Source organism: Streptomyces sp. NBC_01296 (assembly GCF_035984415.1).
Classification (GTDB): Bacteria; Actinomycetota; Actinomycetes; order Streptomycetales; family Streptomycetaceae; genus Streptomyces.
The window spans coordinates 6,998,937-7,022,364 of the sequence record NZ_CP130720.1 but is presented as its reverse complement, the minus strand read 5'-3'; the positions used below and the strand labels follow the sequence as shown (position 1 = coordinate 7,022,364).

Sequence of the window (23,428 nt, the reverse complement as noted above, 5' to 3'; positions counted from 1 at the left end):
CTCCTTGAGAGACGACGTTCTCGCCGACCTCACCCGTCCCGGACGGTGACTCCGCAAATCTTTCGCGTCAGCCGGGCGCCGAGCGAGCTCAATCGGCCGCGGCGTCCGCCTTCACGAGCCGGCGGACTTGCACCACGTAAAGGATTCCTGCCCACCAGTAGAGGGTTGTACCCCATCCGGCGAACGCCCATCCGAAAACTGCCCCCATCCAGGCCAACCAACCCGTACCGTCACTGAGCAGCAGCAGAGGGAAGGCGTACATCAGGTTGAAGGTCGCGGCCTTGCCGAGGAAGTTGACCTGCGGCGGCGGATAGCCGTGGCGGCGCAGGATCCAGACCATGACCAGCAGCATCAGCTCACGGGCGATCAGCGCCCCGGTGAGCCACAGCGGCAGAATGTCTCGATAGGTCAGGCCGAAGAGCGTGGAGAGGATGTACAGCCGGTCCGCGGCCGGGTCCAGCAGCCGGCCGAGGCTGCTGATCTGATTCCAGCGCCGTGCCAGCTTCCCGTCGAGGTAGTCGCTGACCCCGCTGAGCATGAGGACCGCCAGGGCCCAACCGTCGTGCTCCTCCAGAATCAGCCAGAGGAACAGGGGTACGCCGACGAGGCGAGCCATGCTCAGGATGTTCGGAATGGTGAAAATTCGGTCCGTCTGAACCCGAGTCTCCTGGACCTCCACCCGGGGGCCTCCACTGTTGAACGTACGAACGATGCCCCATGACCCTACAGGAAGCTGCACCGGCCCTGAACGCAGAAAAGCCCCGCACCATAAGGTGCGGGGCTTTCCCACAATGATTGTTCGGCGGCGTCCTACTCTCCCACAGGGTCCCCCCTGCAGTACCATCGGCGCTGAAAGGCTTAGCTTCCGGGTTCGGAATGTAACCGGGCGTTTCCCTAACGCTATGACCACCGAAACACTATGAAATTTGAACGCTGGCCGACAACACAGCTGTTCGTTATTTCAGAACTAACACAGTGGACGCGAGCAACTGAGGACAAGCCCTCGGCCTATTAGTACCAGTCAGCTCCACCCGTTACCGGGCTTCCACATCTGGCCTATCAACCCAGTCGTCTACTGGGAGCCTTACCCTCTCAAGGAGGTGGGAATACTCATCTTGAAGCAGGCTTCCCGCTTAGATGCTTTCAGCGGTTATCCCTCCCGAACGTAGCCAACCAGCCATGCCCTTGGCAGGACAACTGGCACACCAGAGGTTCGTCCGTCCCGGTCCTCTCGTACTAGGGACAGCCCTTCTCAATATTCCTACGCGCACAGCGGATAGGGACCGAACTGTCTCACGACGTTCTAAACCCAGCTCGCGTACCGCTTTAATGGGCGAACAGCCCAACCCTTGGGACCGACTCCAGCCCCAGGATGCGACGAGCCGACATCGAGGTGCCAAACCATCCCGTCGATATGGACTCTTGGGGAAGATCAGCCTGTTATCCCCGGGGTACCTTTTATCCGTTGAGCGACGGCGCTTCCACAAGCCACCGCCGGATCACTAGTCCCGACTTTCGTCCCTGCTCGACCCGTCGGTCTCACAGTCAAGCTCCCTTGTGCACTTACACTCAACACCTGATTGCCAACCAGGCTGAGGGAACCTTTGGGCGCCTCCGTTACTCTTTGGGAGGCAACCGCCCCAGTTAAACTACCCATCAGACACTGTCCCTGATCCGGATCACGGACCGAGGTTAGACATCCAGCACGACCAGAGTGGTATTTCAACGGCGACTCCACAACCACTGGCGTGGCTGCTTCAAAGTCTCCCACCTATCCTACACAAGCCGAACCGAACACCAATATCAAACTATAGTAAAGGTCCCGGGGTCTTTCCGTCCTGCTGCGCGAAACGAGCATCTTTACTCGTAGTGCAATTTCACCGGGCCTATGGTTGAGACAGTCGAGAAGTCGTTACGCCATTCGTGCAGGTCGGAACTTACCCGACAAGGAATTTCGCTACCTTAGGATGGTTATAGTTACCACCGCCGTTTACTGGCGCTTAAGTTCTCAGCTTCGCACGCCCGAAAGCGCACTAACCGGTCCCCTTAACGTTCCAGCACCGGGCAGGCGTCAGTCCGTATACATCGCCTTACGGCTTCGCACGGACCTGTGTTTTTAGTAAACAGTCGCTTCTCGCTGGTCTCTGCGGCCACCCCCAGCTCACGGAGTAAATCCGATCACCAGTGATGGCCCCCCTTCTCCCGAAGTTACGGGGGCATTTTGCCGAGTTCCTTAACCATAGTTCACCCGAACGCCTCGGTATTCTCTACCTGACCACCTGAGTCGGTTTAGGGTACGGGCCGCCATGAAACTCGCTAGAGGCTTTTCTCGACAGCATAGGATCATCCACTTCACCACAATCGGCTCGGCATCAGGTCTCAGCCTTAATGAGGGACGGATTTGCCTACCCCTCGGCCTACACCCTTACCCCGGGACTACCACCGCCCGGGCTGGACTACCTTCCTGCGTCACCCCATCGCTTACCTACTACAAGTCTGGTTCGTCGGCTCCACCACTTTCCTTTCCCCGAAGGGTCCGGAACGGCTTCACGGACTTAGCATCGCCTGATTCGATATTGGGCGTTTCAAAGCGGGTACCGGAATATCAACCGGTTGTCCATCGACTACGCCTGTCGGCCTCGCCTTAGGTCCCGACTTACCCTGGGCAGATCAGCTTGACCCAGGAACCCTTAGTCAATCGGCGCACACGTTTCTCACGTGTGTATCGCTACTCATGCCTGCATTCTCACTCGTGAACCGTCCACAACTAGCTTCCGCTGCTGCTTCACCCGGCACACGACGCTCCCCTACCCATCACAGCGGGCGTTGGCCCTATTGCTGCAATGACACGACTTCGGCGGTACGCTTGAGCCCCGCTACATTGTCGGCGCGGAATCACTTGACCAGTGAGCTATTACGCACTCTTTCAAGGGTGGCTGCTTCTAAGCCAACCTCCTGGTTGTCTCTGCGACTCCACATCCTTTCCCACTTAGCGTACGCTTAGGGGCCTTAGTCGATGCTCTGGGCTGTTTCCCTCTCGACCATGGAGCTTATCCCCCACAGTCTCACTGCCACGCTCTCACTTACCGGCATTCGGAGTTTGGCTAAGGTCAGTAACCCGGTAGGGCCCATCGCCTATCCAGTGCTCTACCTCCGGCAAGAAACACGTGACGCTGCACCTAAATGCATTTCGGGGAGAACCAGCTATCACGGAGTTTGATTGGCCTTTCACCCCTAACCACAGGTCATCCCCCAGGTTTTCAACCCTGGTGGGTTCGGTCCTCCACGAAGTCTTACCTCCGCTTCAACCTGCCCATGGCTAGATCACTCCGCTTCGGGTCTAGAGCGTGCAACTCAATCGCCCTATTCGGACTCGCTTTCGCTACGGCTTCCCCACACGGGTTAACCTCGCTACACACCGCTAACTCGCAGGCTCATTCTTCAAAAGGCACGCAGTCACGACCGTCATTCCGAAGAATAACGGCGACGCTCCCACGGCTTGTAGGCACACGGTTTCAGGTACTATTTCACTCCGCTCCCGCGGTACTTTTCACCATTCCCTCACGGTACTATCCGCTATCGGTCACCAGGGAATATTTAGGCTTAGCGGGTGGTCCCGCCAGATTCACACGGGATTTCTCGGGCCCCGTGCTACTTGGGAGATTCTTAAGCAAGCCGCTGATGTTTCGTCTACGGGGGTCTTACCCTCTACGCCGGACCTTTCGCATGTCCTTCGACTACATCAACGGTTTCTGACTCGCCGACCGGCCGGCAGACCGATCAAAAGAATTCCCACAACCCCGCATGCGCAACCCCTGCCGGGTATCACACGCATACGGTTTGGCCTCATCCGGTTTCGCTCGCCACTACTCCCGGAATCACGGTTGTTTTCTCTTCCTGAGGGTACTGAGATGTTTCACTTCCCCTCGTTCCCTCCACACTGCCTATGTGTTCAGCAGTGGGTGACAGCCCATGACGACTGCCGGGTTTCCCCATTCGGACACCCCCGGATCAAAGCTCAGTTGGCAGCTCCCCGGGGCCTATCGCGGCCTCTCACGTCCTTCATCGGTTCCTGGTGCCAAGGCATCCACCGTGCGCCCTTAAAAACTTGGCCACAGATGCTCGCGTCCACTGTGTAGTTCTCAAACAACGACCAGCCACCCATCACCCCACCAGACAAGCTGGCGAGTTCACTGGGGCCGGCACTGAAGACATGACCTTACGGCCGTACCTTCAGGACCCAACAACGTGCCAAGCACGATCCCCTCCACTTCACTGTTTTCCACGCCGAAGCAGTACTTACAGAGAGTTTTGGAAACCGTGCCAACTAATCAACGTTCCACCCATGAGCTGACCGTGCAGAACGTTTGTCTGCAATCGGTACTGTGCTCCTTAGAAAGGAGGTGATCCAGCCGCACCTTCCGGTACGGCTACCTTGTTACGACTTCGTCCCAATCGCCAGTCCCACCTTCGACAGCTCCCTCCCTTACGGGTTGGGCCACCGGCTTCGGGTGTTACCGACTTTCGTGACGTGACGGGCGGTGTGTACAAGGCCCGGGAACGTATTCACCGCAGCAATGCTGATCTGCGATTACTAGCAACTCCGACTTCATGGGGTCGAGTTGCAGACCCCAATCCGAACTGAGACCGGCTTTTTGAGATTCGCTCCACCTCACGGTATCGCAGCTCATTGTACCGGCCATTGTAGCACGTGTGCAGCCCAAGACATAAGGGGCATGATGACTTGACGTCGTCCCCACCTTCCTCCGAGTTGACCCCGGCGGTCTCCTGTGAGTCCCCATCACCCCGAAGGGCATGCTGGCAACACAGGACAAGGGTTGCGCTCGTTGCGGGACTTAACCCAACATCTCACGACACGAGCTGACGACAGCCATGCACCACCTGTATACCGACCACAAGGGGGGCACTATCTCTAATGCTTTCCGGTATATGTCAAGCCTTGGTAAGGTTCTTCGCGTTGCGTCGAATTAAGCCACATGCTCCGCTGCTTGTGCGGGCCCCCGTCAATTCCTTTGAGTTTTAGCCTTGCGGCCGTACTCCCCAGGCGGGGAACTTAATGCGTTAGCTGCGGCACCGACGACGTGGAATGTCGCCAACACCTAGTTCCCAACGTTTACGGCGTGGACTACCAGGGTATCTAATCCTGTTCGCTCCCCACGCTTTCGCTCCTCAGCGTCAGTAATGGCCCAGAGATCCGCCTTCGCCACCGGTGTTCCTCCTGATATCTGCGCATTTCACCGCTACACCAGGAATTCCGATCTCCCCTACCACACTCTAGCTAGCCCGTATCGAATGCAGACCCGAGGTTAAGCCTCGGGCTTTCACATCCGACGTGACAAGCCGCCTACGAGCTCTTTACGCCCAATAATTCCGGACAACGCTTGCGCCCTACGTATTACCGCGGCTGCTGGCACGTAGTTAGCCGGCGCTTCTTCTGCAGGTACCGTCACTTTCGCTTCTTCCCTGCTGAAAGAGGTTTACAACCCGAAGGCCGTCATCCCTCACGCGGCGTCGCTGCATCAGGCTTTCGCCCATTGTGCAATATTCCCCACTGCTGCCTCCCGTAGGAGTCTGGGCCGTGTCTCAGTCCCAGTGTGGCCGGTCGCCCTCTCAGGCCGGCTACCCGTCGTCGCCTTGGTGGGCCATTACCCCACCAACAAGCTGATAGGCCGCGGGCTCATCCTTCACCGCCGGAGCTTTCAACCCCCGCCCATGCAGGCAGGAGTATTATCCGGTATTAGACCCCGTTTCCAGGGCTTGTCCCAGAGTGAAGGGCAGATTGCCCACGTGTTACTCACCCGTTCGCCACTAATCCACCCCGAAGGGCTTCATCGTTCGACTTGCATGTGTTAAGCACGCCGCCAGCGTTCGTCCTGAGCCAGGATCAAACTCTCCATGAATGTTTACCCGTAATCGGGTGCACACGCACTTAGAGCGGGTCAATCATGTCGGAATATGACCGACTGACCACTGCGTCCTCGCTGTGTAATTGCCTGCAAGCATCACGGCGAACCGCGACCTCACAGGTCTTTTTCAAAGGAACCTCATCCACCGAAGTGGACGGGGTATCAACTTTTGGCGTTGATTTTTGGCACGCTGTTGAGTTCTCAAGGAACGGACGCTTCCTTTGTACTCACCCTCTCGGGCTTTCCTCCGGGCTTCGTTCTTCGTTTCCGACTCTATCAGAGTCAGTCCCGCTTGCTTTCCAGGTCCATCGCTTTCGCGTTTTCCCTTTCCGGCGATTCCGACTCTATCAGGGCTTTTCCGGCTCCCTGACCACTCGCCCGATTTACCGAATAGGCATACGAGAAGAAGTAAGGATCAAGATCGGCACTGAAGAGGAGGATTCCCGTCCATCGGCTGTTCGCGAGATGTTCACGCGGCACGTCCTGGCGGGAGTCACGACAGTACAGGGCCCGTGGTGCCCAAGCAAATCGATTCAGGCGTATGGTCTAGTCCACTACGTCGCCGCGGCAGCGTGTCGTGGCCTCCGGCAGGGGGTGCACTTCATGCGAACCGGGACGTGTCATGACATACCCTTCGAAAAGTATGTCGTCGCAGCACTGGCTGTGACGGCGACACGATGAAGCCCCACCCCTGGGAGGCCCCCCATGACCAGCGTGACGTCCCCACTTGCCGGGCGCGCGATCGGACTCGCGGCAGTGCCCGATCCGGTGTTCTCCGGCGCAATGGTGGGTCCGGGTACCGCTATCGACCCCGTGCGTGAGCCCTCGGAGGCGGTGTCCCCGGTCGACGGTGTGATCGTCTCCTTGCACCCGCACGCGTACGTCGTCGTCGACGGCGAAGGGCACGGCGTACTCACCCACCTCGGGATCGACACCGTTCAGCTGAACGGCGAGGGCTTCGAGCTGCTCGTCGACAAGGGCGACACCGTGACCCGTGGTCAGGCCGTCATCCGCTGGAACCCCCAGGCCGTCGAGGAAGCCGGCAAGTCGCCGATCTGCCCCGTCGTCGCGCTCGAGGCCACCGCCGACTCCCTCGGCGGCGTGAACGAGGACGGCGACGTCAAGGCCGGAGACGTTCTCTTCAGCTGGCAGTGACGCGTCCGCCCCACACGGACGGGTCGGACATCCACCGCGGCGGCTGGGCCCGCCGCTCAATCGGAGACGGGTGAAATGGAGACAACGCTGCGAGGCGTCGGCGTGAGCCACGGGGTGGCGATCGGCGAGGTGCGGCACATGGGCACGGCGGTTCTCGAGCCGCCGGCCAAGCAGATCACCGCGGACGAGGCGGAGCGCGAACAGGGGCGCGCCCGCAAAGCCGTGGAGGCTGTATCCGCCGACCTGATCGCGCGCGGCCAGCTGGCCGGTGGCGAGGCTCAGCACGTGCTCGAGGCCCAGGCGATGATCGCCACGGACCCCGAGCTGATGGCGGACGTGGACCGGCGCATCGCCGTCGGCAGCACCGCCGAGCGCGGGGTGTACGACGCGTTCGCCTCGTACCGCGACCTGCTCGCGGGGGCCGGGGAGTACATGGCCGGCCGGGTGGCCGACCTGGACGACGTACGGAACCGGATCGTGGCGCGGCTGCTGGGCGTGCCGATGCCGGGTGTGCCGGACAGCGACGAGCCGTACGTGCTGATCGCGCGGGACCTGGCCCCCGCCGACACGGCTCTGCTCGACCCGGCGCTCGTCCTCGGCTTCGTGACCGAGGAAGGCGGCCCGACCAGCCACAGCGCGATCCTCGCGCGGGCGCTGGGCGTGCCGGCGATCGTGGCGCTGCCGGGTGCCGGGGAGATCGCCGAGGGTACGGTCATCGCCGTCGACGGCAGTACCGGTGACCTGTTCGTCGAGCCGACGGCCGAGAAGCGGGCCGATCTGGAGGCCGCGGCCGCCGAGCGCAAGGCCGCCCTCGCGGCCTCGTCCGGTCCGGGTGCGACTTCCGACGGTCACAAGGTGCCGCTGCTGGCCAACGTCGGCGGTCCGGCGGACGTGCCGGCGGCCGTGGAGGCCGGGGCCGAGGGTGTGGGCCTGTTCCGTACCGAGTTCCTGTTCCTGGACGACAGCAAGAAGGCGCCGTCCGAGGAGAAGCAGATCGAGTCGTACCGCAAGGTGCTCGAGGCCTTCCCCGAGGGTCGTGTCGTCGTACGCGTCCTGGACGCCGGTGCCGACAAGCCGCTGGAGTTCCTGACGCCGGCCGACGAGCCGAATCCGGCGCTCGGCGTGCGCGGTCTGCGGTCGCTGCTGGACCACCCGGACGTGCTGCGCACGCAGCTCACCGCGCTGGCCAAGGCGGCCGAGGGCCTGCCGGTCTACCTCGAGGTCATGGCCCCGATGGTGGCCGACCGGACCGATGCGAAGGCGTTCGCGGACGCGTGCCGCGAGGCCGGACTGAAGGCGAAGTTCGGCGCGATGGTGGAGATCCCCTCCGCCGCGCTCCGGGCGCGCTCGATCCTGCAGGAGGTCGAGTTCCTGTCGCTGGGCACCAACGACCTGGCCCAGTACGCGTTCGCCGCCGACCGTCAGGTCGGTGCGGTGTCGCGGCTGCAGGACCCGTGGCAGCCGGCGCTGCTCGACCTGGTCGCCATGTCGGCCGAGGCCGCCAGGGCGGAGGGCAAGAGCTGCGGTGTGTGTGGCGAGGCCGCTTCCGATCCGCTGCTGGCCTGTGTGCTGACGGGTCTGGGTGTCACCTCTCTGTCGATGGGTGCCGCTTCGATTCCCTACGTGCGGGCGACGCTCGCCAAGTACACGCTGGCCCAGTGCGAGCGTGCCGCTGCCGCGGCGCGTGCGGCGGACAGCGCCGAGGAGGCCCGCGTGGCCGCTCAGGCGGTGCTGTCCGGCGAGTAGCCGGGCAGGGTGTTGTCGATCGAGGGGCCTTCGCCGGTGGCGGGGGCCCCTCGGTCGTGTCCGATGGGTAGGCGGCTAGTGGAGCGGGGTGGGGTCGTCGACCTCGTAGCCGGGGCTGTATTCGACGCCGGGCTCGGGGGCCACGGGGTCTCCGGTGTCGGCGTCGGTGCAGTAGGCGTTGAACACGGCTGCCGCGGAGAGCGGGACCAGGCGCCCGCGGTCGAGGCGCCAGCCGTGGACCCGGTCGCGGAAGCCTTCGGTGGTGCTGCGCAGCACCAGTCCCCCGGGGCCGCCGAGGGCGAGGCCGGCGGCGAGGACGGTCACGAAGTCGAGGCCTTCGCGGCCCTCGATGCGCGGTGGGCCGTCCGGGTTCCCGGTGACTTCGGCGTGCAGGACGGCGAGGAGCTGTTCGTCCTGGGTCGGGACGCTGCACACGAGGTGGTGGTGGCCGGGTCCGGCGCCGGCGACGAGGCGGGTGAGCGTCTCGGCGGCCCGGGTGAAGGAGGCCTGGCCGATGTCCTCGCCGCAGTCGGCGCAGTTTCCGACCCCGGCGAGCAGGGAGGTGGCGTACTCCCAGGTGGCCTGGCGGACGGCCTCGTCGACGAGGAGCGGGACGATTTCGTCGATGGGCTGGCCGGTGTAGGGCAGTACGGCGCCGGCGCCGGCCAGTTCGGCGGTGAAGCGGGTGCGGGCTGCGGCGGTGTCCGGGTCGATGCCGTGTTCCGTGCAGTACTCGGCGTACTCGTCGGGGTCGAAGAGGGCGACGGTGGTGTGGATGCCTTGGGCCGCGAGGGACCGGAGCAGGCCTTCGACGTGGCGGAGGTAGTCGCCGTAGTCGTCGTGGTGGTCGAACGTGAAGCTGCGGTAGCCGCGCATGGCCGCGAAGTCCCCTGCGTCGGCCAGGAGGCCGACGGTGCTGGGGACTTCGCGGCGCAGCATGCGGCGCCGGGTGGTGCGGCCGGCCGTGCGGCCGGTGGTGCCGTCGTCGTGGTGGCGCGTCCGTGGCATGGCTCCCCCTGAGTGGCGCATTCGATTGCTCACTCACGGTAACCATGACCACTGACAGTGACCTCAGTCGCGGGTACGGGTGCGGCCCAGCTCCTCGTAGAAGGGCAGGAGGTCCAGCCGGTCGACCGAGCCCGGGTTGACCGCCTTCGCCATGGGGGTGCCCTGGAGGAGGCGCTTGACCGGGACCTCGATGCGCTTGCCGGTGAGGGTGTGCGGGATGCCCGGGACCTCGATGACCTCGTCGGGGACGTGGCGCGGGGAGAGCTCCTCGCGGATCGTCGCCTTGATGCGGCCGCGGAGGTCGTCGTCGAGGGTGGCGCCGGGTGCGAGGTGGACGAACAGCGGCATCCAGTAGCCCCCGTTCGGCTCCTCCAGGCCGATCACGAGGGACTCCTTGATCTCGGGGAGCCGTTCGACGGCCTCATAGATGTCGGCGGAGCCCATCCGGACGCCCTGCCGGTTGAGGGTGGAGTCGGAGCGGCCGTGGATGATCACCGAGCCGTGGTCGGTGATCGTGATCCAGTCCCCGTGGCGCCAGACGCCCGGGAACATCTCGAAGTAGCTGTCGCGGTAGCGGCTGCCGTCCGGGTCGTTCCAGAAGTGGATCGGCATGGAGGGCATGGGGTTGGTGACGACCAGCTCGCCGACCTCCCCGGTCAGCGGCTTGCCGGACGGGTCCCAGGACTGCAGGTCGGTGCCCAGGCAGGCGGCCTGCAGCTCGCCGATGTGGACGGGGAGGGTGGGGACGGCGCCGGCGAAGCAGCTGCAGACGTCGGTGCCGCCGCTGACGGAGGCGATCCAGAGGTCTTCCGCAACCTCGTCGTGGAGCCAGCGGAAGCCGTCGGGCGGCAGCGGCGAGCCGGTGGTCGCCACGCACTTCACGGCGGAGAGGTCGAAGTCGCGCGCGGGGTGCACGTCCGCCTTGCGGCAGGCCATGACGTACGCGGCGGAGGTCCCGTACAGGGTGGCCTTGGTCCGCTCCGCGATCCGCCACTGGGCCCCGGTGTCGGGGTAGCCCGGGCTGCCGTCGTACAGGACGACCGTCGTACCGGTCAGCAGGCCGGAGACGAGGAAGTTCCACATCATCCAGCCGGTCGAGGTGTACCAGAAGAACCGGTCCTCGGGGCCGAGGTCGCAGTGCAGGCCGAGCTGCTTGAGGTGCTCCAGGAGGATGCCGCCCTGGGACTGCACGATGGCCTTGGGCAGGCCGGTCGTGCCGGAGGAGTACAGCACCCAGAGCGGGTGGTCGAACGGGACGGCCTCGAAGACCGGCTCGACGGTGGCGGAGGTCAGGTCCGACCAGGCGAGGGCGCCTTCGGGGGCGGCCGTGCCGAGCAGCGGGATGTGGACGACCGCGCGCAGCGAGGGGAGCTCGGCGCGCAGTTCGGCGACGGCGTCGCGGCGGTCGTGCTCCTTGCCGCCGTAGCGGTAGCCGTCGACGGTGAACAGGACCACGGGCTCGACCTGCTGGAAGCGGTCGAGGACGCTGCGGGCGCCGAAGTCGGGGGCGCAGGAGGTCCACACGCCGCCGACGGCGGCGGTGGCCAGGAGCGCGGTGACGGCCTCGGGGATGTTGGGGAGGTAGCCGCTCACCCGGTCGCCGGGGCGTACGCCGAGGGCGCGCAGCTCGGCGGCGAGTGCGCCGACTTGGCGGCGGAGCTCGGCCCAGGTCACGGGGGTGACGTCGTGGGTCTCGTCCACATGGAGGAGCGCGGCCTCGTCCGCGCGCGCCGGGTCCTCGGCGGCGCGCAGGGCGTGCTCGGCGTAGTTGAGCTCGGCACCGGTGAACCAGCGCGCGCCCGGCATGGAGCGGTCCGCGAGGACGGATTCGTACGGGGTGGTGAACCGGACCTCGAACCACTCGGCGACGGCCTGCCAGAAGGTGTCGAGCTCGTCGACGGACCAGCTGTGCAGCGCGGGGTAGCCGCCGTCCACGGGGGCTCCGAACCGCTCCGCGGCCCAGGCCTGGAACGCGGTGATGCGGGCCGCGGCGATGCGGTCCGGGCCCGGGGACCAGAGGGGTTCCGGCGGGGTGGCTGAGGTCATGGGTCGGCTCCCGGTCAAGTCTGCGGCTCGCGCGTGGTGTGCGTACGGTGCCATCGCGCGGTGGGTGTGCGCGCGGCGGCTCACAGGGACCATGCCATGCGATCTAGATCCGCACCAGAGGGGTCATGGACGAGTGAACGGAAGTTGAACGCAGCCCGCTCGCCCGGCGGCCGGTGGCAGGGTGAGCAGCATGAACGGTCGCGATCTGGTGCGTGCGGTGAAAGAGATCGGTACGGAGCGCGGACGGCGCGCGTGGCGCTCGGCCTGGCGCCACCGGCGCGCGGACGCGGTGGGGCTTCCGCGCCGGGGCGCGGAGCGGGCCCGCGTGCCGGGTCTGCTGACCGGTACGGAACCGCGGCCGGGCGGCGGGGTGCTGAAGTTCGCCCGGTCGGAGCTGCTCGTACGGGTCACGGCGGGCGGCGCGGTGTTCTGGGGCTGGGACGGGGCCGGGCCGACGCCCTCGTACGCGCTGGTCGGCAGCGGCCCCGAGCCCGATCCGCGGGCCTCGCTGGAACCGGACACCGGCGGCGGTTGGCGGGTGGTGTCGGAGCGGGTCACGGTGGCGGTGTCCCGGCACGGGGCGGTCGAGGTGCGCACGCCGGGCGGGACGGTGCTGCGCCGGGAGCTGCCGCCGCGCTGGTGGGAGCCGGCAGAGCCGGTCGCCGGGGAGCCGGTCGAGCCGCGGTGGCTGCAGCGGGCCGAGGTGCCGGCGGACGCCCGGTTCTTCGGGCTGGGCGGGCGGGCCGGCGGGCCACGGCTGCGGGACGGGGTGTACCGGCTGTGGAACACGGACCCCAAGGGCGGCTTCGGGCCGGGCGACGACCCGCTGTACATCACCATGCCCGTGCAGATGGTGGTCGCCGACGCGGGAACCCACCTGGTGTTCCACGACAACTCCTGGGACGGCCGGGTGGCGCTGCGCGAGGGCGAGGAGGGCGCCGGCTCGGGGGCGGACCGGCCCGGGTCGAGCGAGCTGCGCATGGAGGGCGGGCCGCTGCGGTGCTGGGTGCTGGTGGGGACGCCGGCCCGGGTGCTGCAGGGCTGGTCGGGGCTGACCGGCGGGGCCGCCGTACCGCCCGAATGGGCGCTCGGGTACCAGCACGCGCGGTGGGGGTTCGGGAGCGCGCAGGAGGTGCGGCGGGTGGTGTCGGGCTACACCGCGCGCGGGCTCGCGCTGTCGGCCGTGCACCTGGACATCGACCATTACGACGAGCACCGTGTCTTCACGGTCGACAAGGAGCGGTTCCCCGATCTGCCGGGCCTGGCGCGGGAGCTGGGGGAGCAGGGCGTACGGCTCGTCTCGATCGTCGACCCGGCGGTGAAGGCGGGCGACGCCGTCCACGCGTCGGGCCGCGCGGTGGGGGCGGGCGGGGCCTTCGTACGGGATGCGCAGGGGCAGGAGGTGCGGGGCGAGGTCTGGCCCGGTGAGTGCGCGTACCCGGACTTCACGGATCCGGCGGTGCGCTCGTGGTGGGGCGGGCTGTACGCGGAACGCCTGGAGCAGGGCTTCTCCGGGGTGTGGCACGACATGAACGAACCGGTGTCCTTCGCGCCGTTCGGGGACATGACGCTGCCCCGTTCGGCGCGGCACGCGATGGACGGCGCCGGCGGGGACCACCGGGCCGCGCACAACGTGTACGCGCTCGGGATGGCGCGGGCGGGCTGGGAGGGGCTGGTGCGGCTGCGGCCCGACGAGCGGCCGTTCCTGTTCTCCCGGTCGGGGTGGGCGGGGATGCAGAGGTACGGGGGCACCTGGTCCGGGGACGTGGAGACCGGCTGGGAGGGATTGCGGGCCTCGCTCGCGCTGGTGCTGGGGCTCGGCCTGTGCGGGGTGCCGTACTCGGGCCCGGACGTCGGCGGTTTCGGGGGCTCGCCCTCCCCCGAGCTGTATCTGCGGTGGCTCCAGCTGGGGTCGTACCTGCCGCTGTTCCGGACCCACTCGGCGATCTGGGCCGGGCGGCGCGAGCCGTGGGAGTTCGGGGCGGAGGTGGAGGAGCGGGCGCGGGCCGTACTGGCGGAGCGGGAGCGGCTGAGGCCGTACTTCCTGACGCTGGCCCAGCTGGCGCGGCGGACGGGGGCCCCGTACGTACGGCCGCTGTGGTGGGGGGCGCCGGAGGACCGGGCGCTGCGGGACTGCGAGGACGCGTTCCTGCTCGGCGACGCGCTGCTGGTGGCGCCGGTGCTGGAGTGCGGGGCGGACCGGCGGGCGATCCGGCTGCCGCGCGGCCGGTGGTACGACACCGCGACGGGTGCGGCGTACGAGGGCCCCGGGCAGATCCTGCTGGACGCCCCGCCGGGGCGGATCCCGGTACTGGCCCGGGCGGGGGCGGTGCTGCCGGTCCGCCGGGCCGGTGAAGGCGGGGTGGCCCTGGAGGCCTGGGCTCCGGCTCGGGGGCGCATGGGTGGCGGGGTGGTGATCCGGGACCCGGGGCCGGGCTTCGAGCCGGGCGAGGTCGAGCGGTACACGGTGCGGTGGGTGGGGGACGCGGTGGTGGTGGAGAACGAGGCCGGGGAGCCCGTGGAGGGGGTGGAGGTACGGGGACTCGACCGCGAGGGGCCGACCGGGGCGGGATCCGGAACGGCTCCCGGGGCGGGGTCCGGAACGGGATCCCGGACAGGATCCGGGACGGCTCCCGCATCCGGTTCCGGGGCGGCTTCCGGGGCGCATTCCAGCGCGGATACAGGCCCCCTCTAGGCCGCCGGGGGATCCTGCCCTGTGCGGCGGCGACCGACTGTGCTGCCGTCGGAGCCGTTCGTTCAGGGGGTTTGTGATGGTCTTGGCGAGCCCGGCCGACCCGACGAGGCCTGCGCGGGTCCACGCGCCCGTGCTACGGGCACTGCGCCGACCGCGCCGGTGGGACATCGCACCGGGAGCCGAGGTCGTGGGCGCCTGCCAGCTGCTCCTGGCGTGGGGGCTGCTCGTCGCGACGCAGGAGGCGTCCCCGGCCGGATTCCTGGTGATGCTCGGGGTCGGTTCGGTCGCTGCGGTGGCGTTGGGGTTCCTGCACGGGCTGCTGCTCGTCAAACCCCTGGCGCTCCTGGGGCGCCTGACCGCCCGTCTGACGGCGTGGCCCGAGCCGGTCGCGGTCCTCGTCCTGCTGGTGCCGGTCTCGGCGCCGCCCGCCCTCATGGCCCACGGGTGGCTGCGTGATCACGTCGCGTCGGCTCCCGGGTTCGGGGCGGTCTGGGCGTGCACGGTGGCGAGCGCGGTGCTCCCGATGGTCGCGGGGGCGTGCCTCCGGGCCCGGCCGGTGCCGTTGAAGGCGCTGTGGGGACGGGGTCTGACGGTGACGGCGGCAGCCGTCGCGGTGCTGACGATGGCGGGCTTCGTGATGGACCTGGGGGTATGAGCGGCGGGCGTCCGGCCGGCATCCCGCCGGCCCCGCCCTCATGGGCGGCCGACGCTGCTTTGACGACACCGCCTAGCCCAGCGTCAACCGCCGTAGCGTCCCGCGAACCACGCCGCCGCAGCCTGGGTGTGCAGCGGGAACGCCAGCTGCGTCGGGGTGCGCAGGACGTGCCAGCCCGTGGTCTCGTCCGTCGGGGCCGACGGCGGCAGGGATGCCGTCGGGCGCAGCGGCAGCAGGCCGAAGAGCAGCAGGTGGCCCGCCGGGGAGCTCATCGCGTCGGCCAGGACGACATCCGAGGCCGGAGCACGGATGCCCGTCTCCTCGCGCAGCTCGCGGACGACCGCGTCGCGCCAGTCCTCGCCGTAGTCCATGAAGCCGCCCGGCAGGGCGACGCCGCCCAGGGCCGGCTCGATGGTGCGCGTGATCACCACGAGGCCGGTGCCCGCCTCGTCCTCGACCGGGAGCAGCGTGACGGCCACCGGGAGCGGGTTGCGGTACGTGACGGCGCCGCACGAGGCGCACGTACGGGGCCAGGCGGTCGTGTCGAACAACGAACCGCAGGTGGAGCAGTGCGAGTCCCTCGGCTGTACCTGCATGCCGTGATGATATGCCAAGGGGTATGAGGATGACTGCAGTTGCGGGAGTCATGGGCTGTGCGGCGGTGCTCGCCGGCGGCGGCACCGGGGGCTCGGCGCCGCCCGGGTTCGTGGCGCTGGCCGAGGTCGATCCCACGATCGGCCAGGACATCAGGTACGCCACCGCGGACAATTTCACCGGCGCGGTCGTGGACGGGTACGAGGAGCCCGTCTGCCTGCTCGCCCGCCCCGCCGCCGAGGCGTTGCACCGCGCCCAGCGGGAGCTGTTGCCGCGCGGGTACTCGCTGACGGTCTACGACTGCTACCGGCCGCAGCGCGCGGTGGACCGCTTCGTGCGGTGGGCGGCGGATCCGCAGGACCAGTCCACGAAGGCGGAGTTCTATCCGGACGTGGACAAGGAGCGGCTGATCCCCGACGGGTACATCGCCGAGAAGTCCGGGCACAGCCGCGGGAGTACCGTCGATGTGACGCTCGTGCGGCTGCCGCTGCGGCGGCCCGTCGACATGGGGACCCCGTTCGACCGCTTCGATCCGCTCTCGCACACCGACAACCCCGGGATCACGGGCGCCGCCCGCGCCCACCGGAAGCTGCTGGGGCAGACGCTCGCCGCGCAGGGCTTCGTGAACCTGCCCGAGGAGTGGTGGCATTTCACGTTCAAGCCCGAGGCCTTTCCCGATACCTCCTTCGACTTCCCGGTCTCTGTCGCCTCGGTCCGGCCGTGAGTACCGTGCCCGCATGACTTTCCGCTCTTACGAGGAGTTCTGGCCCTACTACGTCGCCATGCACTCCCGCGCCGCCACCCGCTGGGTCCACCTCACCGGCACCCTGACCGGGCTCGCCCTCACCGCGTACGGCCTGGCGCGCGGCCGCAAGCGCTATCTCGCCGCGCTCCCCCTCATCGGGTACGGGACCGCCTGGCCCGCGCATTTCCTGATCGAGGGGAACAACCCTGCCACCTTCGGGCATCCGGCGTGGTCGCTGCGCGGGGACGCGCAGATGATCCGGATGATGCTGGCCGGGCGGGACGCGGAGCTGGCCGAGATCGCGCAGAAGTGGCTTGCCGAGAACCCGTGCCAGGGCTGCCCTCCCGTGACAGACTCCTGACGATCCGTCAGATTGCTGTGACTGGCTAGGGAGGGGTTCCCTTGGGACGCACACGCACCCCCGTCGTGAGCGGGTGGTTCACCGAGGACGGACCGGAGGGCGGCGGCTTCCGGCTGCTCGGCACCCGGTGTTCCGCCTGTACCGCGGTGTTCTTCCCCCGCGAGGACGCGTACTGCCGCAATCCGCACTGCCCCGGTGGCGGCGAGCTCGCCGAGGTGCCGCTCTCGCCCCGCGGGCGGGTGTGGTCCTTCACCGACGGGCGCTACCGGCCGCCCGCGCCGTACGTGTCCGACCCGGACGCGCCCTGGGAGCCGTACACCCTGGTCGCGGTGGAGCTGGAGGCCGAGGGGATGGTCGTGCTCGGGCAGACGGTTGCCGGGGTCACCGTCGCCGATCTGGCGGTCGGGACGGAGGTCGAGGTGGTCGGCGGCGTGCTGAACGAGGATGCCGACACCACGTGGACCACCTGGCGGTTCAGGCCGACGGGAGGAACCGCGTGAGCGCCGACATCGCCGTCCTCGGGGCCGGGATGCACCCCTGGGGCAAGTGGGGCCGCAGCTTCGTCGAGTACGGGCGGGCCGCGGCCCGGACCGCGCTCGCCGACGCCGGGCTGGAATGGGCCGACGTCCGGTCGATCGTCGGCGCCGACACGGTGCGCTCCGGCTACCCCGGCTACGTGGCCGGCGCGACCTTCGCGCAGGCCCTCGGCTGGCAGGGCGCGCGGGTGACCAGCGTGTACGCGGCGTGCGCCTCCGGGGCCCAGGCCATCGGCGCGGCGCGGGCGCAGATCCTGGCAGGGCTGGCCGACGTCGTCCTGGTGGTCGGTGCGGACGCGGCGCCCAAGGGGTTCTTCGCCCCGGCGGGCGGGGACCGGCCGGACGATCCGGACTGGCTGCGGTTCCGCGTGCTCGGCGCCACGAACCCGGCGTACTTCGCCCTGTACGCGCGCCGCCGGATGGCCGTGTACGGGGACACGCTCGAGGATTTCGCGCAGGTGAAGGTCAAGAACGCCGCGGCCGGCGCCCTCAACCCGCACGCCCGCTACCGCAAGCCGGTCACGGCCGACGAGGTCGCGCAGTCGGCGGTCGTCGCCGATCCGCTGCGGCTGCTCGACATCTGCGCCACCTCGGACGGGGGCGCGGCGCTGGTCCTGAGCAGCATGGACTTCGCGCGCTCGCGCGGGGTCGCCGATCCGGTGCGGATCCGGGCGGTGTCGACGGTGACGCCGGCGTATCCCCGTACGGTCCTCGACCTCCCGGACATCGCCACCGACTCGGTGACCGCCGTACGGCCGGCGCCGGGCTCGTTCCGGGCGTCGATCGCCCGGGCCGCGTACGAGGAGGCCGGGATCGGGCCCGGGGACCTCTCGCTCGCCGAGGTGTACGACCTCTCCACCGCCCTGGAGCTGGAGTGGTACGAGGACATCGGCCTGTGCGCCGAGGGCGAGGGGGCCAAGCTCGTACGGGAGGGCGCGACGGCGCTCGGCGGGCGGGTGCCGGTGAACGCCAGCGGCGGGCTCGCCTCCTTCGGGGAGGCGGTGCCGGCGCAGGCCATCGCCCAGGTGTGCGAGCTGACCTGGCAGTTGCGCGGTACGGCCGGGGACCGGCAGGTGCCGGGGGCCCGGGCGGGGATCACCGCGAACCAGGGGCTGTTCGGGCACGGATCGGCCGTCGTCGCGGTGCGGTGACGATGCCGGCGGAGGTGACGCCGGCGGCTACGCCGGGGTGACGGCGGCGGCCGGGCGCGGACCCTGAACAGGGGCTGTTGTCGGAACGCTTGACGGCCCCGGGCGGCAGGTTCACACTCGCTCCACAGTCCCGCGCCGCGTACGACGCCGCGACCGGGGCCCTCCGTCCCCCCATGAGAGCTGCGGCCCGTACCCCAGTCGGCGGGGGTACGGGCCGCCTCCCGTGCGCCCGGCCCGCGGGGCCGGAGAGCGCTGCTCAGGTCCCCGCGGTCAGGCTCCGGCGCCGGGCCCGCGCCAGGGACATCGCATGCTCCACGACCCCGACCAGCACGTCCTTCACGGACTCCCGGTCCCGGGCGTCGCACAGCAGCACCGGCACCTCGTGATCGAGGTCCAGCGCCTCCCGTACGGTCACCACCGGATGGCGGTCGGCCCCGTCGAAGCAGTTGACGGCCACCACGAACGGGATCCCCCGCCGCTCGAAATAGTCGACGGCGGCGAAGCAGTCGGCGAGGCGGCGGGTGTCGGCGAGGACCACGGCGCCGAGCGAGCCCTGGGCCAGCTCGTCCCACAGGAACCAGAAGCGGTCCTGTCCGGGCGTGCCGAACAGGTACAGGACGAGGTCCTCGCGCAGGGTGATGCGCCCGAAGTCCATCGCCACGGTGGTGGTGGACTTGCCCTCCACTCCCCCGGTGTCGTCGATGCCGACACCCGGCTCGGACAGCAGTTCCTCGGTCCGCAGCGGTCTGATCTCGCTCACCGCACTGACCAGGGTGGTCTTGCCCACCCCGAAGCCGCCCGCGACCAGGATCTTCAAGGTCAGCGGCTCGACCGGTGACACAGCGTGCATGGCACCGGTGCGGCTAGAGCGCCCGAAGGCCATCGATCACCTCACGCAGAATGGATTCATCGGGCAGTTCGGCCGGCGGTACCGGCCGGGTCACATGGACCAGTTCCTCGTCGACCAGGTCCCCGATCAGGACCCGTACGACCCCGACCGCGAGGTCGAGTTCGGCCGCGAGCTCGGCGACCGACTGCGGGCGCTCCCGGCACAGCCCGAGGATGTGGGCGTGTTCCGGGGACAGGGTCATGTCCCAGACCGGATCGTCGGCCGCCGGTTCGGCGACGACGAGCGCGATCAGGTCGAGCCGGTGCTGGCCGGCGTGGCTGGTCCGGCCGCGGGTCATGGCGTACGGGCGGACGACGGGGCCCGCCTCGTCGTCGAACCAGTGCGGGTGGGCGGGCTCCTGCGCTGCCCCGGGGGCGCCGGCGGGGTGGTCCGGGCGGTGGTCCGGGCGGTGGTCCGGGCGGTGCCGGCCTGGATCGCTCATACCGTCCGCCTCACCCTCCGGCTGGCAGCCCGGAGCGGGGAGCGGTCGCCAGGTGGTCGCCTACCCGCTTGACCATGAGGGTCATCTCGTACGCGACCTGCCCGACGTCGGAGTCGGCGTCGGAGAGCACGGCCAGGCAGCTGCCGTCGCCGGCGGCCATGACGAAGAGGAAGGCCTCGTCCAGCTCGACGACGGTCTGGCGGACGCTGCCGGACTCGAAGTGGCGGCCGACGCCCTTGGCCAGGCTGTGGAAGCCGGAGGCCACGGCGGCCAGGTGCTCGCTGTCCTCGCGGGTCAGGTCCTTGGAGCTGCCGGTGGGCAGGCCGTCGCCGGAGAGGACCACCGCCTTGCGGATGCTGGCGACCCGGTCGACGAGCTCGTCGAGGAGCCAGTTGAGCGGACCGGAGCCGCGGCCCCGGGTGTCGTTGCCGGTCTGCGGTGCGGTCATCGACCGTCCCCCTCGTTCTCGGATCCGGAACCGGTGGCGGCGGAAGTGCCTGCCCCGGTCCCGGACTGCTGCTGGGCCTGCTGCTTGCGGCCCGCCGTCCAGCCGCGCTGGAGTGCGGTCATGCGCGTACGTACGTCTTCCGCGTCGCGGTGGACCACGGGGTCCGCGGCGGCTTCGGCGGGGGCGGGGGCGTTCTTCAGCTGGGGCGCCAGGCTGGCCTGGCGGACGCGCTTGGGCAGGGCGCCGGGGCCCTTGGCGGGCGCACCGCCGGGCTGGGCGGGGCCGGGCGCGGCCGCGCCGGGGCGGAGGCCCGGCTCCGGGTCCTGCGCGGGCTGCGGGACCGCGGACACCGGGCGGGGCTCCACGCGGCGGCCGTGCTCGGCGACCAGCGTCGGGGTGGGCCTGCGGCGCGGGAGCGGTACGGCGCCCGAGGAGCGGGGCCCGTCCGGGCGGGCGCTGCGGATCGCCTCGGGGCGGTGGCTGTCGAGGCGGACCGGGCCGGTGGGGGCCTGCGGCTCCCGGTCGCGGTCCCGGCCGCCCTTGCGGTCGGTGTGCGGCCGGTCGGCCGGGCCGAGCCCCAGCAGGGCGCTGCGCGGGGTGCCGTTCGGCGGGGTCTCGTCGTCGAGCGTGGCCATGGCGGGGCGGCCGCCGACGCCGCTGAGCCCGGTGATCCCGGTGGTGACCTCGTCCAGGGCGGCCGGGTCGTCGAGGCCGTCCAGTCCGAGCACGCCGAGCGGGGCCTCCAGTTCCACGGGGCCGCGCAGTTCGGGAGCCGGCAGCTGGCGGCCGGCCGGGGTGCGCTCCACGGCGGCCGGGGCGGGCCGGGCGGGGCCCTGGCCGTTGGCGCGGCCTGACTTGCCGTCGCCGAGGCGCAGGCCGGTGCCGTTGGTCTCGGGGGCCTCGGTGAGCAGGGCCGCCGGGAGGAACACCACGGCGGTGGTGCCGCCGTACGGGCTGGGCTGGAGGACGACCTTGACGCCGTGGCGCTGCGCGAGGCGGCTGACGACGAACAGGCCGAGGCGGTCGGTGTCGGAGAGCTCGAACTCGGGGGTCTCGGCGAGCCGGAGGTTCGCGTCGAGCAGCGCCTCGGGGTTCATGCCGAGGCCGCGGTCGTGGATCTCGAGGGTGAAGCCGTTGGCGACGCGCTCGCCGTGCACCTGGACGGCGGTGTGCGGCGGGGAGAACACGGTGGCGTTCTCGAGGAGTTCGGCGACGAGGTGGGTGACGTCGGCGACGGCGGGGCCGGCGATGCCGAGCCGCGGCAGCCGGCGTACCTCGATGCGCTCGTAGTCCTCGACCTCGGCGACGGCTGCCCGTACGACGTCCATGAGCTGGACGGGCTTGCGCCACTGGCGGGAGGGGGCGGCGCCGGAGAGGATCACGAGGCCCTCGGCGTGGCGGCGCATGCGGGTGGTCATGTGGTCGAGGCGGAAGAGGTCGGCGAGTTCCTCGGCGTCCTCGGTGCGCCGCTCCATGGTGTCGAGCAGGGTCAGCTGGCGGTGCAGCAGGACCTGGTTGCGGCGGGCGAGGTTGACGAACACCTCGGAGACGCCGCGGCGGAGCTCGGCCTGTTTGACGGCGGCCTCGACGGCGGCGCGCTGGAGGGTGTTGAGGGCCTGGCCGACCTGGCCGACTTCGTCCTTCTCGTACTCCAGGCGCGGGGCCTCGGTCTCGACGTCCACGTGTTCGCCGGCGGCGAGGCGGCGCATCACGGCGGGCAGCCGGACGCCGGAGACCTCGTGGGCCTCCTTGCGGAGCCGGGACAGGTCGCGGACGAGGTCGCGGCCGATGCGCACGGAGAGGACGACGGAGACGACGAGGGCGATGAAGCCGAGGATGCCGGCGATGGCCGCCTGGACCAGGACGTCCATCGCGACGGGTTCGACGCGCTTTTGGTAGCGGTCGCCGGCGGCGGTGCCCATGGTGGCGAGGTCGTCGAGGACCTTGTTCGCGGCCTCGTCCCACTGGGCGGCGGTGATGCGCGGGTTCTTGCCGGCGCCGCCGGTGAGGAAGCGCTCCTCGGCGTCGCGCAGCGGCTTGGTCTCGGGGCTGCTCCAGTACTGCTCGAACAGCTCGCGGTCGTCGGCCGGGAGGATCGCGAGGTTGAACTCGTAGAGCAGGGTGCGGTTGGCGGCGAAGTCGGAGACGTGCCGGATGTCCGCGGCGCTGACGTTGCGGGCGGCGAGGGCGGCGGCGATGACGGCGTCCTCGCGGGAGAGCGTCTCGCGGGCGCGGGTGATGCCGACGAGGGCGCGGCCCTGCTTGTCCATCTCCACGTTCTCGAGCGCGTGGAGGTTCATGAGGAACTCGTAGCAGGGGTCGACGAGCCGGCTGTAGAGCTCCAGCGCCTGGCTCGGGTCGAGGGTGTTCTGGTCGACGGAGCGGCGCAGCGCGCCGATGTCGCGGAAGGCGTCGAGGATGGAGTCGAGGCGCTGGGCGGCCGCCGGGGACAGCTCGTCGGCGACCTCGGGGTCCTTGGCGTTCCGGCCGATCCGGTCGACGATCTCGTCGGTGGCGGCGCGGCGCTTGACGAGTTCGGCGGTGGCGGTGGAGGCGCGGGGGTCGCCGAGGACGACGAGGGTCTGGCGGCGTTCCTTCTGGATGACGCGGACGACGTCCTCGACGGGGTAGCCGACCTTGTCGATGACGTAGGCGACGTCGAGGAGCTGGACGGCCTGGCGGCCGGTGATCACGGTCGCGAAGCCCCAGAGGGCGGTGAGGGAGATGAGCGGCACAAGGAGCAACGCCACGATCTTCCGGCGGATGGACTTCCCGCGAAAGCGCATGGCCTCCCCAGCCTCCCCCAGCTCAACCCCGTTGTCGGGGGTCGGTGTTCCGTCATTTAAACGGCGTGAGCCTACTACTGCCGGGGAGCGGGTTCGAAGGCGTGTCCGGACATTTTCGGCCGGACGCCCGGGCGTAGATCACGAGTTGTCCGACACATCCGGTCAAGAGCGGCCCGTTATGTGGCAGATGACACTTGGTGGGGTGTGAGTTCCCGCAACCGGATGGATGGCTGGAATTCTTCGT

At 69.1% G+C, this 23,428-nt stretch carries 16 protein-coding genes and 3 rRNA genes; 8 read left to right on the top strand and 11 right to left on the bottom strand.

Annotated elements, in window-relative coordinates; all coding sequences use genetic code 11:
• Positions 1-88: 88 nt before the first annotated feature.
• The 4 genes from OG299_RS32050 to OG299_RS32035 all read right to left on the bottom strand — a co-directional run bounded on the left by OG299_RS32050 (position 89) and on the right by OG299_RS32035 (position 5,921).
• The gene (locus OG299_RS32050) at positions 89-679 is read right to left on the bottom strand and encodes a cardiolipin synthase ClsA (protein ID WP_266631309.1); all 591 of its coding nucleotides are present in this window, start codon (positions 677-679) and stop codon (positions 89-91) included.
• A gap of 118 nt (positions 680-797) precedes the next feature.
• Positions 798-914: ribosomal RNA gene (gene rrf / locus OG299_RS32045) — 5S ribosomal RNA — on the bottom strand.
• 77 nt (positions 915-991) lie between these two features.
• A 23S ribosomal RNA gene (locus OG299_RS32040) occupies positions 992-4,114 on the bottom strand.
• Between the two features lie 282 nt (positions 4,115-4,396).
• A 16S ribosomal RNA gene (locus OG299_RS32035) occupies positions 4,397-5,921 on the bottom strand.
• The 16S, 23S and 5S rRNA genes sit together here, the layout of an rRNA operon.
• A 711-nt stretch (positions 5,922-6,632) precedes the next feature.
• On the opposite strand from OG299_RS32035, the gene OG299_RS32030 reads away from it, so the two are divergent.
• Positions 6,633-7,082: a PTS sugar transporter subunit IIA gene (locus tag OG299_RS32030; RefSeq protein ID WP_327363335.1), complete on the top strand. Its 450-nt coding sequence runs from the start codon at positions 6,633-6,635 to the stop codon at positions 7,080-7,082.
• 75 nt (positions 7,083-7,157) lie between these two features.
• Positions 7,158-8,828 (top strand): phosphoenolpyruvate--protein phosphotransferase, encoded by a 1,671-nt coding sequence (ptsP, locus tag OG299_RS32025; protein ID WP_327363334.1) that lies wholly within the window; start codon positions 7,158-7,160, stop codon positions 8,826-8,828.
• Between the two features lie 75 nt (positions 8,829-8,903).
• On the opposite strand, the gene OG299_RS32020 is transcribed toward ptsP, so the two are convergent.
• Both OG299_RS32020 and OG299_RS32015 read right to left on the bottom strand, forming a co-directional pair.
• Positions 8,904-9,836 carry a DUF8829 domain-containing protein gene (locus OG299_RS32020; RefSeq protein ID WP_266631305.1) on the bottom strand — a complete coding sequence of 311 codons (933 nt, stop codon included), beginning with the start codon at positions 9,834-9,836 and terminating at the stop codon, positions 8,904-8,906.
• A 63-nt stretch (positions 9,837-9,899) separates the two neighbouring features.
• Positions 9,900-11,882 (bottom strand): acetoacetate--CoA ligase, encoded by a 1,983-nt coding sequence (locus OG299_RS32015; RefSeq protein WP_266631304.1) that lies wholly within the window; start codon positions 11,880-11,882, stop codon positions 9,900-9,902.
• 190 nt (positions 11,883-12,072) lie between these two features.
• On the opposite strand from OG299_RS32015, the gene OG299_RS32010 reads away from it, so the two are divergent.
• Together OG299_RS32010 and OG299_RS32005 are read left to right on the top strand one after the other, a co-directional pair.
• Positions 12,073-14,577, top strand: coding sequence for a glycoside hydrolase family 31 protein (locus tag OG299_RS32010; RefSeq protein WP_266631303.1), 2,505 nt, complete (start codon positions 12,073-12,075; stop codon positions 14,575-14,577).
• Between the two features lie 76 nt (positions 14,578-14,653).
• Positions 14,654-15,232: a hypothetical protein gene (locus OG299_RS32005; protein ID WP_266631302.1), complete on the top strand. Its 579-nt coding sequence runs from the start codon at positions 14,654-14,656 to the stop codon at positions 15,230-15,232.
• A gap of 83 nt (positions 15,233-15,315) precedes the next feature.
• Here OG299_RS32005 and OG299_RS32000 read toward each other — a convergent pair whose 3' ends face one another.
• A complete protein-coding gene (locus tag OG299_RS32000; RefSeq protein WP_266631300.1) occupies positions 15,316-15,828 on the bottom strand; it encodes an NUDIX domain-containing protein in 513 nt (170 codons plus the stop codon).
• A gap of 29 nt (positions 15,829-15,857) precedes the next feature.
• Here OG299_RS32000 and OG299_RS31995 point away from each other — a divergent pair, with 29 nt between their 5' ends.
• Genes OG299_RS31995 through OG299_RS31980 form a run of 4 tightly spaced genes read left to right on the top strand, consistent with a single transcriptional unit; the run spans position 15,858 to position 18,619 of the window.
• Entirely contained in the window at positions 15,858-16,550 is a 693-nt protein-coding gene (locus tag OG299_RS31995; protein WP_389868565.1) for a M15 family metallopeptidase, read from the top strand.
• Positions 16,551-16,563: 13 nt separating this feature from the next.
• Positions 16,564-16,932, top strand: coding sequence for an Mpo1-like protein (locus tag OG299_RS31990; protein WP_327363331.1), 369 nt, complete (start codon positions 16,564-16,566; stop codon positions 16,930-16,932).
• Between the two features lie 41 nt (positions 16,933-16,973).
• Entirely contained in the window at positions 16,974-17,432 is a 459-nt protein-coding gene (locus OG299_RS31985; RefSeq protein WP_266631296.1) for a Zn-ribbon domain-containing OB-fold protein, read from the top strand.
• Positions 17,429-18,619, top strand: coding sequence for a lipid-transfer protein (locus OG299_RS31980; protein WP_327363329.1), 1,191 nt, complete (start codon positions 17,429-17,431; stop codon positions 18,617-18,619). The genes OG299_RS31985 and OG299_RS31980 overlap by 4 nt, the downstream gene beginning before the upstream one ends.
• Before the next feature lie 256 nt (positions 18,620-18,875).
• On the opposite strand, the gene OG299_RS31975 is transcribed toward OG299_RS31980, so the two are convergent.
• Genes OG299_RS31975 through OG299_RS31960 form a run of 4 tightly spaced genes read right to left on the bottom strand, consistent with a single transcriptional unit; the run spans position 18,876 to position 23,184 of the window.
• The gene (locus OG299_RS31975; RefSeq protein ID WP_362638156.1) at positions 18,876-19,502 is read right to left on the bottom strand and encodes a GTP-binding protein; all 627 of its coding nucleotides are present in this window, start codon (positions 19,500-19,502) and stop codon (positions 18,876-18,878) included.
• Positions 19,483-19,950 (bottom strand): DUF742 domain-containing protein, encoded by a 468-nt coding sequence (locus tag OG299_RS31970; RefSeq protein WP_327363328.1) that lies wholly within the window; start codon positions 19,948-19,950, stop codon positions 19,483-19,485. The genes OG299_RS31975 and OG299_RS31970 overlap by 20 nt, the downstream gene beginning before the upstream one ends.
• A gap of 10 nt (positions 19,951-19,960) precedes the next feature.
• Entirely contained in the window at positions 19,961-20,398 is a 438-nt protein-coding gene (locus tag OG299_RS31965) for a roadblock/LC7 domain-containing protein (protein WP_030871925.1), read from the bottom strand.
• A complete protein-coding gene (locus OG299_RS31960) occupies positions 20,395-23,184 on the bottom strand; it encodes a sensor histidine kinase (RefSeq protein ID WP_327363327.1) in 2,790 nt (929 codons plus the stop codon). The genes OG299_RS31965 and OG299_RS31960 overlap by 4 nt, the downstream gene beginning before the upstream one ends.
• Between the last annotated feature and the right edge of the window lie 244 nt (positions 23,185-23,428).